Source organism: Lentzea kristufekii (assembly GCF_033949925.1).
In the GTDB taxonomy this organism is placed as follows: Bacteria; Actinomycetota; Actinomycetes; order Mycobacteriales; family Pseudonocardiaceae; genus Lentzea; species Lentzea kristufekii.
Window position 1 is genome coordinate 66801 of the sequence record NZ_JAXAVV010000028.1, and the last position, 14037, is coordinate 80837.

A 14037-nucleotide genomic window follows, 5' to 3' on the forward strand; every position below is an offset into this window, starting at 1 on the left:
GGGGTCGCAGGGCCTGACCCCGCCTGTGGTCAGGTGAGGTGTTCGATCGTGGTGTCGCCCCACTGCGCGGCGAGGTACTCGGCGACCAGGCGCCGATGGCACTGGTGTGGCTTGTCCTCGCTGCACAGCAGGACGGAATCGTCGACGAAGCCGCGGTCGAGGGTGTCCTCGATGCGGCGGGCCCGCAGGAGCGCGAGGAAGTCGTTCTCGTAGGCGGGCCAGCCGGTGCCGTTCTTCTTGTAGTCGTCGAGCATGTCCTGGGTGGGGGCGAGCTCGGGGCGGTGCGCGTACTTCATGTCGCACAGTTCGGCGAGGAAGAACCGCAGGTCGTCGCGTTTGGCGAACCCGGCGAGCTGGGACACGTTGTTGAGCCGGACGTCGATCAGGGTCGTGGCCCGGGCTCCGCGCAGCAGGCCGAAGAACTTCTGCGCGGGCTTCTTGGTGAACCCGATGGTGTAGATCTTCACGGTGCGCTCCCCACGTGCGCGATGCGTTCTTCCTGGCGTTTCAGCGCCTCGTTCAGCCGTTCGTCGTGTGTGCGGAACAGGTCGTCGTCCGCGAGACCGAACTTCCCCATCAGGCGCAGCATCGCGTCCGCGTGCGATTCGAGACTGCCGTCGCCGTGGAGGTGCTGGACCGCCGCGCCGCCTTCGACGAGGACGCGGGACACCAGAACGGTGCGGTGGCAGTCCAGCGGTTCGCCCTCGGCGCACATGATGGCGATCCGCTCGCTGGTCGCGCCCCGAGCCAGGCGTTGGATCCCGCGGGTGAACTGCTCGGTCGCGGCCAGCCGCGCGTACTGGACCTTGCCGTCGACGTAGCAGCCCGGATCGCTGGGCCGCGCTCCCAGCTCGTCGCCCAGGAACACGTAGCTGATCCCCCGCGGCGGCAGGTCGCGTGCGAGGGCGCGCCGGTTGAACTGCGGGGTGAAGCGGCTGAAAGGCGTCGATCGGACATCGGCCACAGCGGTGACGCCGTGGCCGAGGAGCAGTCTGGCGAAGGTCTCGCCGTCGTGGGTGGAGTGGCCGACAGTCAGGAACTTTTGCCTGGTCATCGTCGCGCGACTATACCGGCGACCGCTCGGCGATACCGGCGACGATCTTGTAGGAGTGGTCGTCGTCGTACTTCTCGGTCAGGCTGATGGTCAGGAGGGAGTCGCCCAGGCGGTACCGGCCGGTTCCCCGGCGGCGGAACCGGCTCAGCGCGACCGGGTCGGTGACCTTGAGCCGGTAGTCCTGGCCCGCGTGCCGGAACTCCGCCCACACCTTCGGCGCCCAGTGCGGGGTGTACGCGGGCGCGACCTCGACGACCAGCCGGCTGTAGATGAGCCTGAGCGAGTCGAGCTGGCTCTTCGCCGTCTCCTCGCTGATGCGGCAGTTCAGTCCTCCGCTGTCGGTACCGTGTCCCTTCGGCCACAGCGGCTCCTCGGACATCGGCAGGCCGTCGACCAGCCGCCAGGGGTACTGCCCGATCCGCTGCCACATGGCCTTGGGATTCAGCAGGTAGTTCTCGCGCTGGTGGCCCTCAGGGCGGTGCTCGATCAGATCGATCTCCACCACGTCGAACAGCCGGGGCACCGTGCCGTCGGCCAGGACCATCTCCCAGTCGGAGACTCCTTTGCCCTCCCGGTCGCCCACGGGCCGGATCCACCGGTAGGCGCCGGGAGCGAGGATCTCGATCCCGGCGATGCAGCGGTTCGACTTCTTGTAGGAGTTCGCCAAGCAGACCACGGTCTTCTTCATCGTCATCGGATCCCCCAGGTTCCGTCAGTCGAGTTGATCACGCTAGCAGCGGACGGCGTCGGGGTCTGCTGGAATGAGCTGATGCGGAGGGCGGTGTTGATCGCGTTGGCGGTGGTTGTCACCATCGTCGCCGTGGTCTTCACCTTCCAGCGCAAGCTCGTGTACTTCCCCTCCCCCGGTCCGCTGCCGAGCGCGGACGAGGTGCTGCCCGGCGGGCGTGACGTCCGGCTGGTCACGGCGGACGGCCTGCTGCTCGACGGCTGGCACTTCGAGCTGCCCGACGCGCCCGTGACGGTGGTGGTGTTCCCGGGCAACGGCGGCAACCGCGAGGGCCGGGTGTCGCTGGCGCGGGCGCTCACGTCGCGCGGGCTGTCGGTGCTGCTGTTCGACTACCGCGGCTACGGCGGCAACCCCGGCACGCCGTCGGAGGAGGGCCTGACCTTCGACGCGCGGGCGGCGCTGGACCTGATCGACGGGCCGGTCGTCTACTTCGGCGAGTCGCTGGGCGCGGCGGTGGCCGCGGAACTCGCGACGTACCGCGCCCCCAAGGGCATGGTGCTGCGGTCGCCGTTCACGTCGCTGGCGGCGGCCGGGTCGCACCACTACCCGTGGCTGCCGGTGAAGATGCTGTTGCAGGACAAGTACCCGGTGGTGGAGCGGGTGTCCACCCTGGACGTTCCGACCGTGGTGCTGCTGGGGACGAGGGACTCGATCGTGCCACCCGCGCAGAGCCGCGAGGTGGCGACGGCGGCGCGGGCCAGGCTCGTCGAGATCGACGGCGCGGACCACAACGACGAGGTGCTGCTGTCGGGGCCGCAGGTGATCGACGCGGTGCTGTCGGTCAGCTGAGCGCCGCGATCTCGCCGGAGCCCCGGGGCACGAGCGAGGCCGGCACGACGGCGTGCACCGGCGGTGAGGTGTCGCCGTCGATGCGGGCGAGGATGAGCTCGGCGGCCTTGCGGCCGATGCCGGGGACGTCCTGGCGCACGACGGTGACGGCCGGGTCGAGCAGGTCGGCGAGCGGGAAGTCGTCGAAGCCGATGACGGCGACACGCCGGTGCAGGTCACGGGCGCGCAGCACGCGCATGGCACCGACGGTGACGAGGTTCTGCGCGGTGAACAGCGCCGTGGGCGGCCGGTCGAGGTCGAACAGCGCGGCGGTGGCGGTCTCGGCGACGGCGACACCGTGCAGGTCGGTGCGCACGAGCGCCTCGCGCAAGGTGAGACCGGCCTGGGCGAGGCCTTCGAGGTAGCCGGTGTAGCGCTCCTGGCTGGTCCACAGGGTGCGGCGGTCGCCGAGGAACGCGATGTCGCGGTGGCCCAGGGCGGCGAGCTTGAGCACGGCGGCGCGGGAACTGTCGCGGTTGGTGGTGGTGACGCAGTCGGTGCCGCCGAAGGTGGGCGGCCGATCGACGAGCACCATCGGCGTGCCGCGTTCGCGTTCGTGCTGCAGGGCGTCCTGGTGGCCGCCGGCGGCCATGACGACGACGCCGTCGACGCGGCGCGCGGACAGCGACACGAGCAGTTCGCGTTGCAGGGTGTGGTCGTCCTCGGTGCTGCCGGCGAGCACGAGGACGCCGCTGCGCCGGGCGTGGTCCTCGACGGCGCGCAGCAGGGCGGCGTCGAAGGGGTTGGAGAGGTCTTCGAACAGCACGCCGATGGTGGCGCTGCGGCGGTCGGCGCGGCGCAGGCTGCTGGCCGTGAGGTTGGGCCGGTAGCCGAGGGAGCGGGCGGCGGCGCGGACGCGTTCGGTGACCTCCGTCCCGGCGCCGGGCAGGCCGTTGATGACGCGGGAGACGGTCTTGATGCTGACCTTCGCCAGCGCCGCGACGTCGCGCATCGTGGGTTCGCGTCTCTCGCCGGCCTGATCCATGTCCCGCTCCGCTCACGTCCTACGACCCTTGCGTCAACGATGACGTGAGGGTATACCCGATTCAATCAAAACGTAGCCGCTTCACCGTAACTCGCGGTGGGTCAGCGGAGGGCCGGTTACGTCAACGTTGACGTAGGAGTTGTCATGCGCAGAACGGTCGGGATTGCCGGCGCAGCGGCGTTGCTCGTGTTCGCGACCGCGTGCGGAGGCGGTGGGTCCTCCGGCGGTGCGGCGACGCTGGTGGGCTTGGTGACGAAGACGGACACGAACCCGTTCTTCGTGAAGATGAAGGAGGGCGCGCAACAGGCCGCGTCCTCGTCCGGGGCGACGGTGCAGTCGTTCGCGGGCAAGCAGGACGGCGACAACCAGTCGCAGGTCGACGCGATCGAGAACCTGATCGCGTCGGGAGCGAAGGGCATCCTGATCACGCCGAGCGACTCGAAGGCGATCGTGCCGTCGGTGGACAAGGCGCGGGCGGCGGGCCTGCTGGTGATCGCGCTGGACACGCAGCTGGAACCGGCGAACGCCGCCGACGCGACGTTCGCGACCGACAACTACAAGGCCGGTCTGCTGATCGGGCAGTGGGCGAAGGCGAAGTTCGCCAAGGACGGCAAGCAGGCCAAGATCGCGCTGCTGGACCTCAACCCGAACCAGGTGTCGGTGGACGTGCAGCGCGACCAGGGGTTCCTGGAGGGCTTCGGCGTCGACGTGAAGGACAAGAACCGCATCGGTGACGAGTCCGATCCGCGGATCGTGGGCCACGACGTGACCGACGGCGCCCCGGAGGGCGGCCGCACGGCGATGGAGAACCTGCTGCAGAAGGACCCCGGGATCAACCTGGTCTACACGATCAACGAGCCCGCGGCGGCGGGCGCCTACGAGGCGCTGAAGGCGGCGGGCAAGGAGAAGGACGTCGTCATCGTCTCGGTCGACGGCGGCTGTCCCGGTGTGGACAACGTCAAGGCGGGCGTGATCGGCGCGACCTCGCAGCAGTACCCGCTCAAGATGGCGCAGCTGGGCGTGGAGGCGATCTCGAAGTTCGCCAAGGACGGCTCCAAGCCGCAGGACACCGATACCGGCGTCACGCTCATCACCGACCAGCCGGCTGAGGGCGTGGAGTCGAAGGACTCGGCGTTCGGCCTGCAGAACTGCTGGGGCTGAGCCATGACGGCTGTGGTGGAGCAGCGGGACCGTTCGCTGCTGACGCGCGTGCAGCACGTGCTGCACGCGCAGGCGACGATCGGGCCGGCGGTGGTGCTGCTGGCGTCGGTGATCGTGTTCGCGTTGCTGTCGGAGCGGTTCCTGACGCCGGGCAACATCTCGCTGATCCTGCAGCAGGTCGCGGTGGTGGGCACGCTCGCGGTGGGGCAGACCATCGTGATCCTGACGGCGGGCATCGACCTGTCGTGCGGGGCGATCATGGTGCTGACCTCGATCGTGATGGCGAAGGTCGCGTCGGAGACCGGCCTGCCGGGACTGCCCGCGCTGCTGCTGGGGTTCCTGGTGGGCACGGTGTGCGGCCTGCTCAACGGGATGCTGGTGACGCGGCTGAAGCTGCCGCCGTTCATCGTCACGCTGGGCACGCTGAACGTGTTCTTCGCGTTGAACCTCTGGTATTCGGGCAGTGCCACGATCCGCGGCTCGGACATGCCGTCGCTGCTGCTGTGGACCGGGCAGACGTTCACCGTCGGCGGCACCCGCATCACCTACGGCTCGATCCTGCTGGTGCTGCTGGTGGCGGCGATGGCGTTCGTGCTCAAGAACACCGCGTGGGGCCGGCACGTCTACTCCACCGGTGACGACCTGGAGGCGTCACGCCTGTCGGGCATCCGCACGGCGCGGGTGCTGCTGAGCGTGTACGCCACTGCGGGGCTGATTTACGCGGTGGCGGCGTGGACGCTGATCGGCCGGATCGCCTCGGCCAGCCCGCAGGCGGGGCAGACCGACAACCTGGACTCGATCACGGCCGTGGTGATCGGCGGGACGTCGCTGTTCGGTGGCCGCGGCGCGGTGGTGGGGTCACTGATCGGCGCGTTGATCGTCGGTGTGTTCCGCAACGGCCTCGCGCTGGCCGGCGTGGACGTGCTGTGGCAGACGATGGCGGTCGGTGTGCTGATCATCGTGGCGGTGTCGCTGGACCAGTGGATCAGGAAGGTGAAGGCATGACCACCCCGATCCTGCAGGCGACGGGCCTGGTCAAGCGGTACGGGAAGGTGACGGCGCTGGCGGGCTCGGACCTGGAGCTGCTGCCGGGCGAGATCCTCGCGGTGATCGGCGACAACGGCGCGGGCAAGTCGTCGCTGATCAAGGCCCTGTCCGGGGCGGTGGTGCCGGACGAGGGCGAGGTCCTGCTCGACGGCGAGCCGGTGTCGTTCTCCACGCCCCTGGACGCGCGGAACGCGGGGATCGAGACGGTGCACCAGTCGCTGGCGGTGTCACCGTCGCTCGACATCGCCGCGAACCTGTTCCTGGGCCGCGAACTGCGCCGCAAGGGCGTGCTCGGCTCGGTGTTCCGGATGCTCGACCGCGCCGGAATGCGGGAGGAGGCACGCCGCCAGCTCGACGCGCTGGGGATCATGACGATCCAGAACCCCGGCCAGGCGGTGGAGACCCTCTCGGGCGGCCAGCGCCAGGCCGTGGCGGTGGCACGGGCGGCGGCGTTCGGCAGCCGTGTCGTGATCATGGACGAGCCGACGGCCGCGCTGGGTGTGCGGGAGTCCCGCGCGGTGCTGGACCTGATCCTGCAGGTCCGCGACCGCGGCCTGCCGGTCATCCTGATCAGCCACAACATGCCGCACGTGTTCGAGGTGGCCGACCGCATCCACATCCAGCGCCTGGGCCGCCGCAAGGCGGTGGTGGACCCGAAGTCGGTGTCGATGTCGGACGCGGTGGCGATCATGACCGGCGCGATGGAACCGCCTGACTGACCCCGAAGGGGTTGTCGATCACGTACCGCCACCGGCCGTCCGCACCTTCGCGTGCGACGTCGGTGGCGGTGCCGTGCACGTCGCCGATGGTCCAGTCGACGATGAGCAACGCGATGCCGTCGTGCGCGTAGACGTGCCGCGGACGAAGAGCTGGGACCGGCCGTCGGCGGACTGCCCGGTGGAGGTGGCGCTGGCGGCGATCAGCAGCCGGTGGGCGACGCTGGTGCTGCGGGATCTGATGCACGGCCCGCGGTCGTTCTCGGCGTTGCGGGCGGGGTTGCCGGCGCAGGGTCTGGTGTCGTGCTCGCGCTCCCCCGGTTTCCCGGTACGAGCTGACGTCCGCCGGGTTGTTGCTGCGGCCGTTGCTGGTGCAGCTGTACCGCACGGGCGAGGCGCTACTGGGCGAGCTCTCGGATGACTGACTCCAGCGGTGCCAGGACGTTGCGGGACCGCATGAGGCCTTCGGAGATCTCCACGACGTCCGGTTTCAGCCGCTTCCAGTACTGGTCCTCGCCGGGGATCTGGAACAGGCTGAGCGCGAACACCGGTGTGCGGCCCAGTTCCTGTTCCAGGTCGGCGAGCACCTCCCGCAGGGCGTCGTCGAACCTGGCTCGGGTGTCGTCGTGCGCGTTCGGCGCGTCGCCGCTGATGTGGACGACCCACTGGGAATTCCCCGATGTGTTCATGCTCCACGGTAGCGAGGTCTACAACGGCACGGCGTCGAGTGCCTTGTAGATGCGCTTGTCGCTGATCGTGTACCGCGTCTTGATGGTCTGGGCGAAGTACGACAGCCGCAGTTCCTCGATCATCCAGCGGATCTCGTCGAGCTCGGGCGAGGGTTCGTCGGCTGGGGTCTGCGCGCGCAGTTCCCGGTATTCGGCGTGGACCTGGTGGACCTGGTTGGTCCAGTCGAGGTCGCGGCGCGGGTTCTCGGGCAGCTTCTCGATGCGCCGCGCGATGCCTTTGAGGTAGCGCACGAGGTCGGGCAGCCGGTCGTAGCCGGTGTGGGTGACGAAACCCTTGTACACCAGCGAGTTGAGGTGTGCGCGGATGTCGTTGGCCGAGTCCGGGGCGCCCTTGAGGCCGGTCAGTGCCAGTTCGGCCTCGTGGGCGGCTTCGAGGACCTTGCGGACCTCCTGCACGACGACCCAGGTGGTGTCGTTCAGCGCTGCCTGGACCTTCTTGAGCTGGGCTGCGTAGGACTTGGCGTCCCAGGCCGGGTCGCCCATGAGCCGGTCGACGGCGGCCATGATGCAGTCCGACAGCAGCGCGGCGACGCCGCCGTGGGGGTTGCGGGTGAGCGCGAGTTTGGCGGCGTTGTCGAGGTGGCGCTGCAGGTGCTTGACCGGTGAGTTGATGCCGAGCAGCAGGAGCCGGCGCACGCCGCGGCGGTGGGCGTAGGCCTGCCGTCCCGGTGTGTCGAGGACCTTGATCGCGACGCTGTCGCCCCGGTCGACCAGGGAGGGGTAGGCGGTGACGGTGATGCCGGACTGCCGTTGCTCGATGGTCTTCGGCAGGGCGTCGAAGTCCCAGGTCGTGATCCCGGTGCGTTCGAGGTGGCCGGCGGCCTGGCTGAGCGACTCGCGGACCTCGTCGCGCAGCTTTTCCTTGAGCACCGCGATGTCCTTGCCCTCGGCGAGGGTGCGGTTGTGCTCGTCGACGACCTGGAAGGTGAGCTTGAGGTGGTCGGGGACGGCGTCGAACTGCCAGTCCTCGCGGTGCACGGTCACGCCGGTGAGGGCTTTGAGTTCGCGTTCGACGCCGCTGAGCAGGCTGGAGTCGCTGGGTTTGATGCGCGCGAGGACGGCGTTGGCGACGTCGGGGACGGGCACGAAGTTGCGGCGGATCTGCTTGGGCAGCGAGCGGATGAGCGCGACGACGAGGTCGTGGCGCAGGCCGGGGATCTGCCAGGAGAACGCGTCGTCGTCCAGGGCGGTGAGCGCGGGCAGCGGGAGCTGCACGGTGACGCCGTCGTTCTTCGTGCCGGGCTCGAAGTGGTAGCTCAGCGGCAGCGTGAGCTCGCCCTGGCGCCACTGGTCGGGGTAGGCGTCGGGGGTGACGTCGGCGCGGTCGTTGACCAGCATCTCCTTGGTGAAGGTGAGCTGGTTCTTGTCCTTCTGCTTCTTCCACCACGAGTCGAAGTGCCGTGCGGACACGACCTCGGCGCCGACGCGTTTGTCGTAGAAGTCGAACAGCGTCTCCTCGTCGACGACGATGTCGCGCCGCCGTGCCCGGTTCTCCAGTTCACCGACCTCGTCGAGCAGCGCGCGGTTGGTGTGGAAGAACCGGTGGTGGGTGGTCCACTCCCCCTGCACGAGCGCGTGGCGGATGAACAGCTCACGGGACAGTTCGGGGTCGATGCGGCCGTAGTTGACCTTGCGGCCGGCGACGATCGGCACCCCGTACAGCGTGACCTTCTCCAGCGCGACGACGCTGCCGCGTTTGGTCTCCCAGTGCGGTTCGCTGTACTGGCGTTTGACGACGTGTTCGCCGAGACGTTCGGCCCATTCGGGTTCGATCTTGGCGACGATGCGGCCCCACAGGCGGCTGGTCTCGACCAGTTCGGCGGCCATCACCCACTGCGGTGGTTTCTTGGCGAGCGCGGAGCCGGGGAAGATCGCGAACTTGGCGTTGCGGGCGCCGAGGAACTCGGTGAGGGGCCGCCGTTTCTCGTTCGGCGCCTGCTTCTTGAGGACGTCCTTGACGCCGATGTGGCTGAGCAGCCCGGACAGCAGGGCGATGTGGATGTTGCGCGGGTCGCCGGGCTGGTCGTTGGGGTGCATGCCGATCTGCTTGGCGACCTGGCGCAGCTGCAGGTAGATGTCCTGCCACTCGCGCACGCGCAGGTAGTTGAGGAACTCGGCCTTGCAGCGCTTGCGGAACTGGTTGCCGCTCAGTTCCTTCTGCTGCTCCTTGAGGTACTGCCACAGGTTGAGGAACGTGACGAAGTCGGACTCGGAGTCCACGAACCTGGCGTGCTGCTGGGTCGCGGCCTCCTGCTGGTCGGCGGGCCGTTCGCGGGGGTCCTGGATGGACAGTGCCGCGGCGATGATCATGACCTCTTTGAGGCAGCCGGTGGTGTCGGCTTCGAGGACCATGCGGCCCAGCCTCGGGTCGACCGGCAGTGCGGCGAGTTTGCGGCCGGTCGGGGTGAGTTTCTTCTCGGCGGCGTTGATCGCGCCGAGCTCCTGCAGCAGGCCGATGCCGTCGTTGATGTTGCGGGAGTCCGGCGGGTCGATGAACGGGAACTTCGCGATGTCGCCCAGGCCGATGTTGGTCATCTGCAGGATGACGCTGGCGAGGTTGGTGCGCAGGATCTCCGCGTCGGTGAACTCCGGGCGGGCCTCGAAGTCCTCTTCGGAGTACAGGCGGATGCAGATGCCTTCGCTGACGCGGCCGCAGCGGCCCTTGCGCTGGTTCGCCGACGCCTGGCTGATGGGTTCGATCGGCAGGCGCTGGACCTTGAGGCGGTGGCTGTAGCGGGAGATGCGGGCGTTGCCGGGGTCCACGACGTACTTGATGCCCGGCACGGTGAGGCTGGTCTCGGCGACGTTGGTGGCGAGCACGATGCGCCGGCCGGTGTGCCGCTGGAACACCCGGTGCTGCTCGCCGACGCTCAGCCGCGCGTAGAGCGGGAGGATCTCGGTGTTGCGGAGGTCTTCTTGTTTGAGGGCGTCGGCGGTGTCGCGGATCTCGCGTTCGCCGGACAGGAACACCAGGACGTCGCCGGGGCCTTCGGCCTGCAGTTCGTGGACGGCGTTGATGATGCCCTGGGTCTGGTCGTCGTCCTCCTCCAGCGGCCGGTAGCGGGTCTCGACGGGGTAGGTGCGGCCGGAGACCTCGATGACCGGGGCGTCGCCGAAGTGCTGGCTGAAGCGCTGCGGGTCGATCGTGGCGGAGGTGATGACGATCTTGAGGTCGGGGCGGCGCGGCAGGAGCTGCTTGAGGTAGCCGAGCAGGAAGTCGACGTTGAGGCTGCGTTCGTGGGCCTCGTCGATGATGATCGTGTCGTAGCGCGACAGGGTGGGGTCGGTCTGGATCTCGGCGAGCAGGATGCCGTCGGTCATGAGCTTGACCAGCGTCTCGTCACCGGACTGGTCGGTGAACCGGACCTTGTAGCCGATCGTGTCACCGAGCTTGGTGCCCAGTTCCTCCGCGACGCGTTCGGCGACGGTGCGCGCGGCGATGCGGCGGGGCTGGGTGTGGCCGATCTGGCCGGTGATGCCCCGGCCGAGTTCCAGGCAGATCTTGGGCAGCTGCGTGGTCTTGCCGGACCCGGTCTCGCCGGCGACGATCACGACCTGGTTGTGCTCGATCAGGTCCTTGATGTCGTCCTTGCGCTGGCTGACCGGCAGCTCGGCCGGATAGCTGATCTTGGGAACGGACTCCCTGCGCAGCGCGACCTTGAGCGCGGCCTCGTCGATCTGGGCGGCGATCTCCTCGGTGATCTTCTTGCGCGCCAGGGGGTCCTTGACCTTGCGTGCGCCGTCGAGGCGCCTGGCGAGCCGGCGTTGATCACGCGGCATGAGCTCGGGCAGGCGTTTGTGCAGTTCAGCGTGCGGGGTGTCCATTTGGGTTCAAGGATAGTCAGGGCGTGCGGGTTCGCTCGCGTCAATAACTGTCAGACCCCGCCGCTAGCGTGTCGGCATGGACGCGCGGGGCTTCTGGAAGCTGGTCGACCACGCGGTGCGTTCCGCTCCTGACCTGGAACAACGCCGGGAGTGGCTGACGGGCCGGCTCGCGCTGCTGCCCGCGGGTGAGATCGCCGACTTCGCGGTGCGGCTCGACGAGCAGCGCGAGCGCGTGGACACGTGGGCGCACTGGCAGGCGGCGACGCTGATCTGCTCGGGGCTGTGCGGGATGGACTCGTTCTTCTACTTCCAGGCCTGGCTGGTGGGTCAGGGCTCGCAGGTGTTCTCGTCGGTGGCGGCTTCGCCGGACGCGCTGGCGGCGGTGCCGTCGATCCGGCGGCTGGCGTCGCTGGGGTCCGTGGACGGCTGGGCGGACGAGGACTGGCCGGACTGGGAGCCGCTCTACCGGGTGCCGGACGCGGCGTTCGAGGCGGTGCAGGCCGGCGACCTGGACTCGTTCCTGCGGTCGCGGGGCCAGGCGCGCGCGTTCGACGTCTCCCCCGGCGGCGAGGATGTGGAGATGGAGGACCCGGCCGACATCGCACGCCGCGTTCCGCACCTGTGGGCGTTGTTCGAAAAAGCCGTCGAATAGCTTCTGCGGTGGCCCGTGCGGCGGGGGCCGGAAATTGTCAGACCCCTTCTATAACGTCGTGGGTATGGATCTCGACGTCTTCTGGGCACTGCTCGACCAGTCGGCTTCCGCCAGTTCTGACCAGTATGAACGTCGTGTTTGGCTGACGTCGCGGCTGGCTTTGCTGCCGCCGGGCGACATTTGCGGTTTCGAGACTTTCTTGAGTGCTTCACGTGGTCGTGTGAACACGTTCTTGCACTGGCACGCGGCTTATGTCTTATGTGATGGAGTGTGTTCGGCCGATCGTTTCTTCGAGTTCCAGTCGTGGCTGATCGGGCTGGGCCGCGAGGTGCTGGCCTCGGTGGCGGCCTCACCCGACGCGCTGGCGGACGTGCCTGCGGTGCGGATGTTGCTGGCGGTGGGGGCGCAGTCGTGGCCGGACGCTGCGTGGCCGTTGTGGGAAGGGCTGTCCGGGGTGGCTCGTGAGGCGTTCTTCGTGGTGACGGGCCGGTCGCTGGACAACGCGCTGGCGATCCTGGGTCACGTGCCGGTGACGGACGCGGGGCCGTTCACCGGTGAGGTGTGGGACCTGGACTCGCCGGTGGAGGCGGCGGTGCGGCTGCCTCGGCTGTGGGAGCTGTCCGGCGGGCTGGAGGAGGCGGCGTGAGCCCGGCCTGGCAGCACCCGCATGGCCTCTGACCGGTGCTGATGTCGGGGCTTCAAAAATTGTCAGACCCTCTCGCTAGCGTTCTCGGCATGGACCTGAACGCGTTCTGGGGCCTGGCGGAGTCGCCCGGTGTGGAGGCTTCCGATCGGGACCGTCGGCTGGAGCGATCGGCCTCGCCGCGTGCCTGTGCGGTGGCGGTGGTGCGCGGGATGTGTCCGAGTGCGGTGGATGAGGCGTGGGATCCCGGTGATCTGGCGGAGGCTGCCGCACGGGTTCCGCGGTCCGGTGCGTTGTTCGGGAAGGTGGCGTGATGGCCGTGCCAGTCGATGTGCCGGGCGGTGTGCCCGTGGATGTTCCGGTCGACGTGGTGGTGTGGCGGGCTCCTGGTCCGGCGTCCTTCGCGGAGGCGGCGGCCCGCTACGCGGAGCTGAGGTCCTCGCCGCTGGGCGCGTTCGAGCCCGCGGTGGCGGCGTTCGTGCGGGAGTTACGGCGCACGTCGCCGGATCCCTCCTCGTCGGTGTCGTGGGACGAGGCGCTGACGGTGGGGGTGGACGCGGTGATCGTGCACGTGGTGTGGCCGGGTCAGCGTCAGGTGCTGGATCTGGTGGCGTTGCTGGCGTCGCGGCACGGGCTGGTGTGTTTCGAGCCGGCCCGCCAGGCCGCGATGTCCTGACGCAGCGAGGCTTTCGTGTCCTCCGGCGCGAAGGACGCGTCGACGGCGTTGGTGGCGATGCGCGCGAGGGCGTCGTCGCTGAAGCCGAGGTGTTCGCGCAGCAGGCGGTACTCGTCGGTGAGCGTGGTGCCGGTGGAGGCGGGGATGTCGGTGTTGAGCGTGACGGTCAGCCCGGCGTCGATGAGCAGTGGCAGCGGATGAGAGGAGAGGGATTCGACCAGTCCCAGCGCGACGTTCGACGACGGGCAGGCTTCGAGCGGTATGGCGCGGTCCCGCAGCAGCGCGACGACGTCCGGATCGTCGAGCGCCCGGAACCCGTGCCCGATCCGGTCGGCGAGCCCGACGGTCACGGCTTCGGCGACGCTCGGCGCTCCGCAGCACTCCCCGGCGTGGTGCACGAGTCCGACCCCGGCGTCTTTCGCGGCACGGAACACGGCGGCGAACGGGGTGAGCGGATGGTCTTCCGCTCCGGCCGTCCCGATCGCCACGACCTGAGGGTGCGCTGTCGCGAGGCGCAGTGAGTCCCGCAGTCGCGCTACCGATCGCTTCCTGGGGTGGTCCACGATCACACGGCATTCGATGCCGTGGGCGGCCTGTCCTGCGGCGAGCCCGGACAACACCGCCTCGAGCGGCATGTCCGGATCACCGAGTCGTTCTCCGTGCGCTGCCGCGGTGAACGTGACCTCGGCGTACCGGGTCCCCTGCGCTGCTTCCTCGGCGCAGAACTCGTACGCGATCCGGTGGAAGTCCTCGGCTCGCCGCAGGCAGTCCCGCACCGCCCCGTTGTGGGCGGCGAACTGTGCGAAGCCGTCGAACGTCCCGGCCTGCACGGCGGGGACGTCGACGCCGTGGTGCTCGGCGAGTTCCGCGAGGGTGTCCGTGCGCACGGTGCTTTCGAGGTGCACGTGCAGGTGGGCCTTGGGCAACGTCGCGAGGTCACGCATGTGGCGCGA

Annotated in this window: 16 protein-coding genes; 8 read left to right on the forward strand and 8 right to left on the reverse strand. The window is 69.1% G+C overall.

What is annotated here, in order from left to right:
* Positions 1-29 precede the first annotated feature (29 nt).
* The 3 genes from SK571_RS39125 to SK571_RS39135 are packed head-to-tail and all read right to left on the reverse strand — an operon-like array spanning position 30 to position 1742.
* Positions 30-467: a DUF488 domain-containing protein gene (locus SK571_RS39125; protein WP_319989159.1), complete on the reverse strand. Its 438-nt coding sequence runs from the start codon at positions 465-467 to the stop codon at positions 30-32.
* Positions 464-1054, reverse strand: coding sequence for a DUF488 domain-containing protein (locus SK571_RS39130; protein WP_319989160.1), 591 nt, complete (start codon positions 1052-1054; stop codon positions 464-466). Before SK571_RS39130 ends, SK571_RS39125 begins: the two co-directional genes overlap by 4 nt.
* 10 nt (positions 1055-1064) lie before the next feature.
* On the reverse strand, positions 1065-1742 hold the full coding sequence (locus tag SK571_RS39135) for a dual OB domain-containing protein (RefSeq protein WP_319989161.1): 678 nt from the start codon (positions 1740-1742) through the stop codon (positions 1065-1067).
* 81 nt (positions 1743-1823) lie between these two features.
* Here SK571_RS39135 and SK571_RS39140 point away from each other — a divergent pair, with 81 nt between their 5' ends.
* The gene (locus tag SK571_RS39140) at positions 1824-2591 is read left to right on the forward strand and encodes an alpha/beta hydrolase (protein WP_319989162.1); all 768 of its coding nucleotides are present in this window, start codon (positions 1824-1826) and stop codon (positions 2589-2591) included.
* Here SK571_RS39140 and SK571_RS39145 read toward each other — a convergent pair.
* Positions 2584-3615: a LacI family DNA-binding transcriptional regulator gene (locus SK571_RS39145; protein ID WP_319989163.1), complete on the reverse strand. Its 1032-nt coding sequence runs from the start codon at positions 3613-3615 to the stop codon at positions 2584-2586. The genes SK571_RS39140 and SK571_RS39145 overlap by 8 nt on opposite strands.
* A 144-nt stretch (positions 3616-3759) precedes the next feature.
* Here SK571_RS39145 and SK571_RS39150 point away from each other — a divergent pair, with 144 nt between their 5' ends.
* The 3 genes from SK571_RS39150 to SK571_RS39160 are packed head-to-tail and all read left to right on the forward strand — an operon-like array spanning position 3760 to position 6542.
* Entirely contained in the window at positions 3760-4776 is a 1017-nt protein-coding gene (locus SK571_RS39150; RefSeq protein WP_319989164.1) for a sugar ABC transporter substrate-binding protein, read from the forward strand.
* Positions 4777-4779: 3 nt separating this feature from the next.
* Positions 4780-5781: an ABC transporter permease gene (locus SK571_RS39155; RefSeq protein WP_319989165.1), complete on the forward strand. Its 1002-nt coding sequence runs from the start codon at positions 4780-4782 to the stop codon at positions 5779-5781.
* Positions 5778-6542, forward strand: coding sequence for an ATP-binding cassette domain-containing protein (locus tag SK571_RS39160; RefSeq protein WP_319989166.1), 765 nt, complete (start codon positions 5778-5780; stop codon positions 6540-6542). Before SK571_RS39155 ends, SK571_RS39160 begins: the two co-directional genes overlap by 4 nt.
* Here SK571_RS39160 and SK571_RS39165 read toward each other — a convergent pair.
* Genes SK571_RS39165 through hrpA form a run of 3 tightly spaced genes read right to left on the reverse strand, consistent with a single transcriptional unit; the run spans position 6511 to position 11113 of the window.
* Positions 6511-6927 (reverse strand): hypothetical protein, encoded by a 417-nt coding sequence (locus SK571_RS39165; RefSeq protein WP_319989167.1) that lies wholly within the window; start codon positions 6925-6927, stop codon positions 6511-6513. The two genes, SK571_RS39160 and SK571_RS39165, sit on opposite strands and share 32 nt — an antisense overlap.
* A 10-nt stretch (positions 6928-6937) precedes the next feature.
* Positions 6938-7228, reverse strand: coding sequence for a hypothetical protein (locus SK571_RS39170; RefSeq protein WP_319989168.1), 291 nt, complete (start codon positions 7226-7228; stop codon positions 6938-6940).
* An 18-nt stretch (positions 7229-7246) separates the two neighbouring features.
* Positions 7247-11113 (reverse strand): ATP-dependent RNA helicase HrpA, encoded by a 3867-nt coding sequence (gene hrpA / locus SK571_RS39175; RefSeq protein WP_319989169.1) that lies wholly within the window; start codon positions 11111-11113, stop codon positions 7247-7249.
* A gap of 76 nt (positions 11114-11189) precedes the next feature.
* On the opposite strand from hrpA, the gene SK571_RS39180 reads away from it, so the two are divergent.
* The 4 genes from SK571_RS39180 to SK571_RS39195 all read left to right on the forward strand — a co-directional run bounded on the left by SK571_RS39180 (position 11190) and on the right by SK571_RS39195 (position 13084).
* Entirely contained in the window at positions 11190-11765 is a 576-nt protein-coding gene (locus SK571_RS39180) for a DUF4240 domain-containing protein (protein ID WP_319989170.1), read from the forward strand.
* Positions 11766-11829: 64 nt separating this feature from the next.
* Positions 11830-12411 carry a DUF4240 domain-containing protein gene (locus tag SK571_RS39185; protein WP_319989171.1) on the forward strand — a complete coding sequence of 194 codons (582 nt, stop codon included), beginning with the start codon at positions 11830-11832 and terminating at the stop codon, positions 12409-12411.
* Positions 12412-12500: 89 nt separating this feature from the next.
* Positions 12501-12722 carry a hypothetical protein gene (locus SK571_RS39190; RefSeq protein WP_319989172.1) on the forward strand — a complete coding sequence of 74 codons (222 nt, stop codon included), beginning with the start codon at positions 12501-12503 and terminating at the stop codon, positions 12720-12722.
* Positions 12722-13084, forward strand: coding sequence for a hypothetical protein (locus tag SK571_RS39195; RefSeq protein WP_319989173.1), 363 nt, complete (start codon positions 12722-12724; stop codon positions 13082-13084). The genes SK571_RS39190 and SK571_RS39195 overlap by 1 nt, the downstream gene beginning before the upstream one ends.
* Here the strand turns inward: SK571_RS39195 and add are convergent.
* Positions 13000-14028 carry an adenosine deaminase gene (add, locus tag SK571_RS39200; protein ID WP_319989174.1) on the reverse strand — a complete coding sequence of 343 codons (1029 nt, stop codon included), beginning with the start codon at positions 14026-14028 and terminating at the stop codon, positions 13000-13002. The genes SK571_RS39195 and add overlap by 85 nt on opposite strands.
* Positions 14029-14037: the final 9 nt, after the last annotated feature.

What these genes read in the sequence shown, in the direction of transcription:
- add (WP_319989174.1), bottom strand. Translation starts at nt 14,028, where the DNA reads ATGCGTGACCTCGCGACGTTGCCCAAGGCCCACCTGCACGTGCACCTC.
- SK571_RS39155 (WP_319989165.1), top strand. Translation starts at nt 4,780, where the DNA reads ATGACGGCTGTGGTGGAGCAGCGGGACCGTTCGCTGCTGACGCGCGTG.
- SK571_RS39140 (WP_319989162.1), top strand. Translation starts at nt 1,824, where the DNA reads ATGCGGAGGGCGGTGTTGATCGCGTTGGCGGTGGTTGTCACCATCGTC.
- SK571_RS39185 (WP_319989171.1), top strand. Translation starts at nt 11,830, where the DNA reads ATGGATCTCGACGTCTTCTGGGCACTGCTCGACCAGTCGGCTTCCGCC.
- SK571_RS39145 (WP_319989163.1), bottom strand. Translation starts at nt 3,615, where the DNA reads ATGGATCAGGCCGGCGAGAGACGCGAACCCACGATGCGCGACGTCGCG.
- hrpA (WP_319989169.1), bottom strand. Translation starts at nt 11,113, where the DNA reads ATGGACACCCCGCACGCTGAACTGCACAAACGCCTGCCCGAGCTCATG.
- SK571_RS39160 (WP_319989166.1), top strand. Translation starts at nt 5,778, where the DNA reads ATGACCACCCCGATCCTGCAGGCGACGGGCCTGGTCAAGCGGTACGGG.
- SK571_RS39195 (WP_319989173.1), top strand. Translation starts at nt 12,722, where the DNA reads ATGGCCGTGCCAGTCGATGTGCCGGGCGGTGTGCCCGTGGATGTTCCG.
- SK571_RS39135 (WP_319989161.1), bottom strand. Translation starts at nt 1,742, where the DNA reads ATGAAGAAGACCGTGGTCTGCTTGGCGAACTCCTACAAGAAGTCGAAC.
- SK571_RS39170 (WP_319989168.1), bottom strand. Translation starts at nt 7,228, where the DNA reads ATGAACACATCGGGGAATTCCCAGTGGGTCGTCCACATCAGCGGCGAC.
- SK571_RS39130 (WP_319989160.1), bottom strand. Translation starts at nt 1,054, where the DNA reads ATGACCAGGCAAAAGTTCCTGACTGTCGGCCACTCCACCCACGACGGC.
- SK571_RS39150 (WP_319989164.1), top strand. Translation starts at nt 3,760, where the DNA reads ATGCGCAGAACGGTCGGGATTGCCGGCGCAGCGGCGTTGCTCGTGTTC.
- SK571_RS39180 (WP_319989170.1), top strand. Translation starts at nt 11,190, where the DNA reads ATGGACGCGCGGGGCTTCTGGAAGCTGGTCGACCACGCGGTGCGTTCC.
- SK571_RS39190 (WP_319989172.1), top strand. Translation starts at nt 12,501, where the DNA reads ATGGACCTGAACGCGTTCTGGGGCCTGGCGGAGTCGCCCGGTGTGGAG.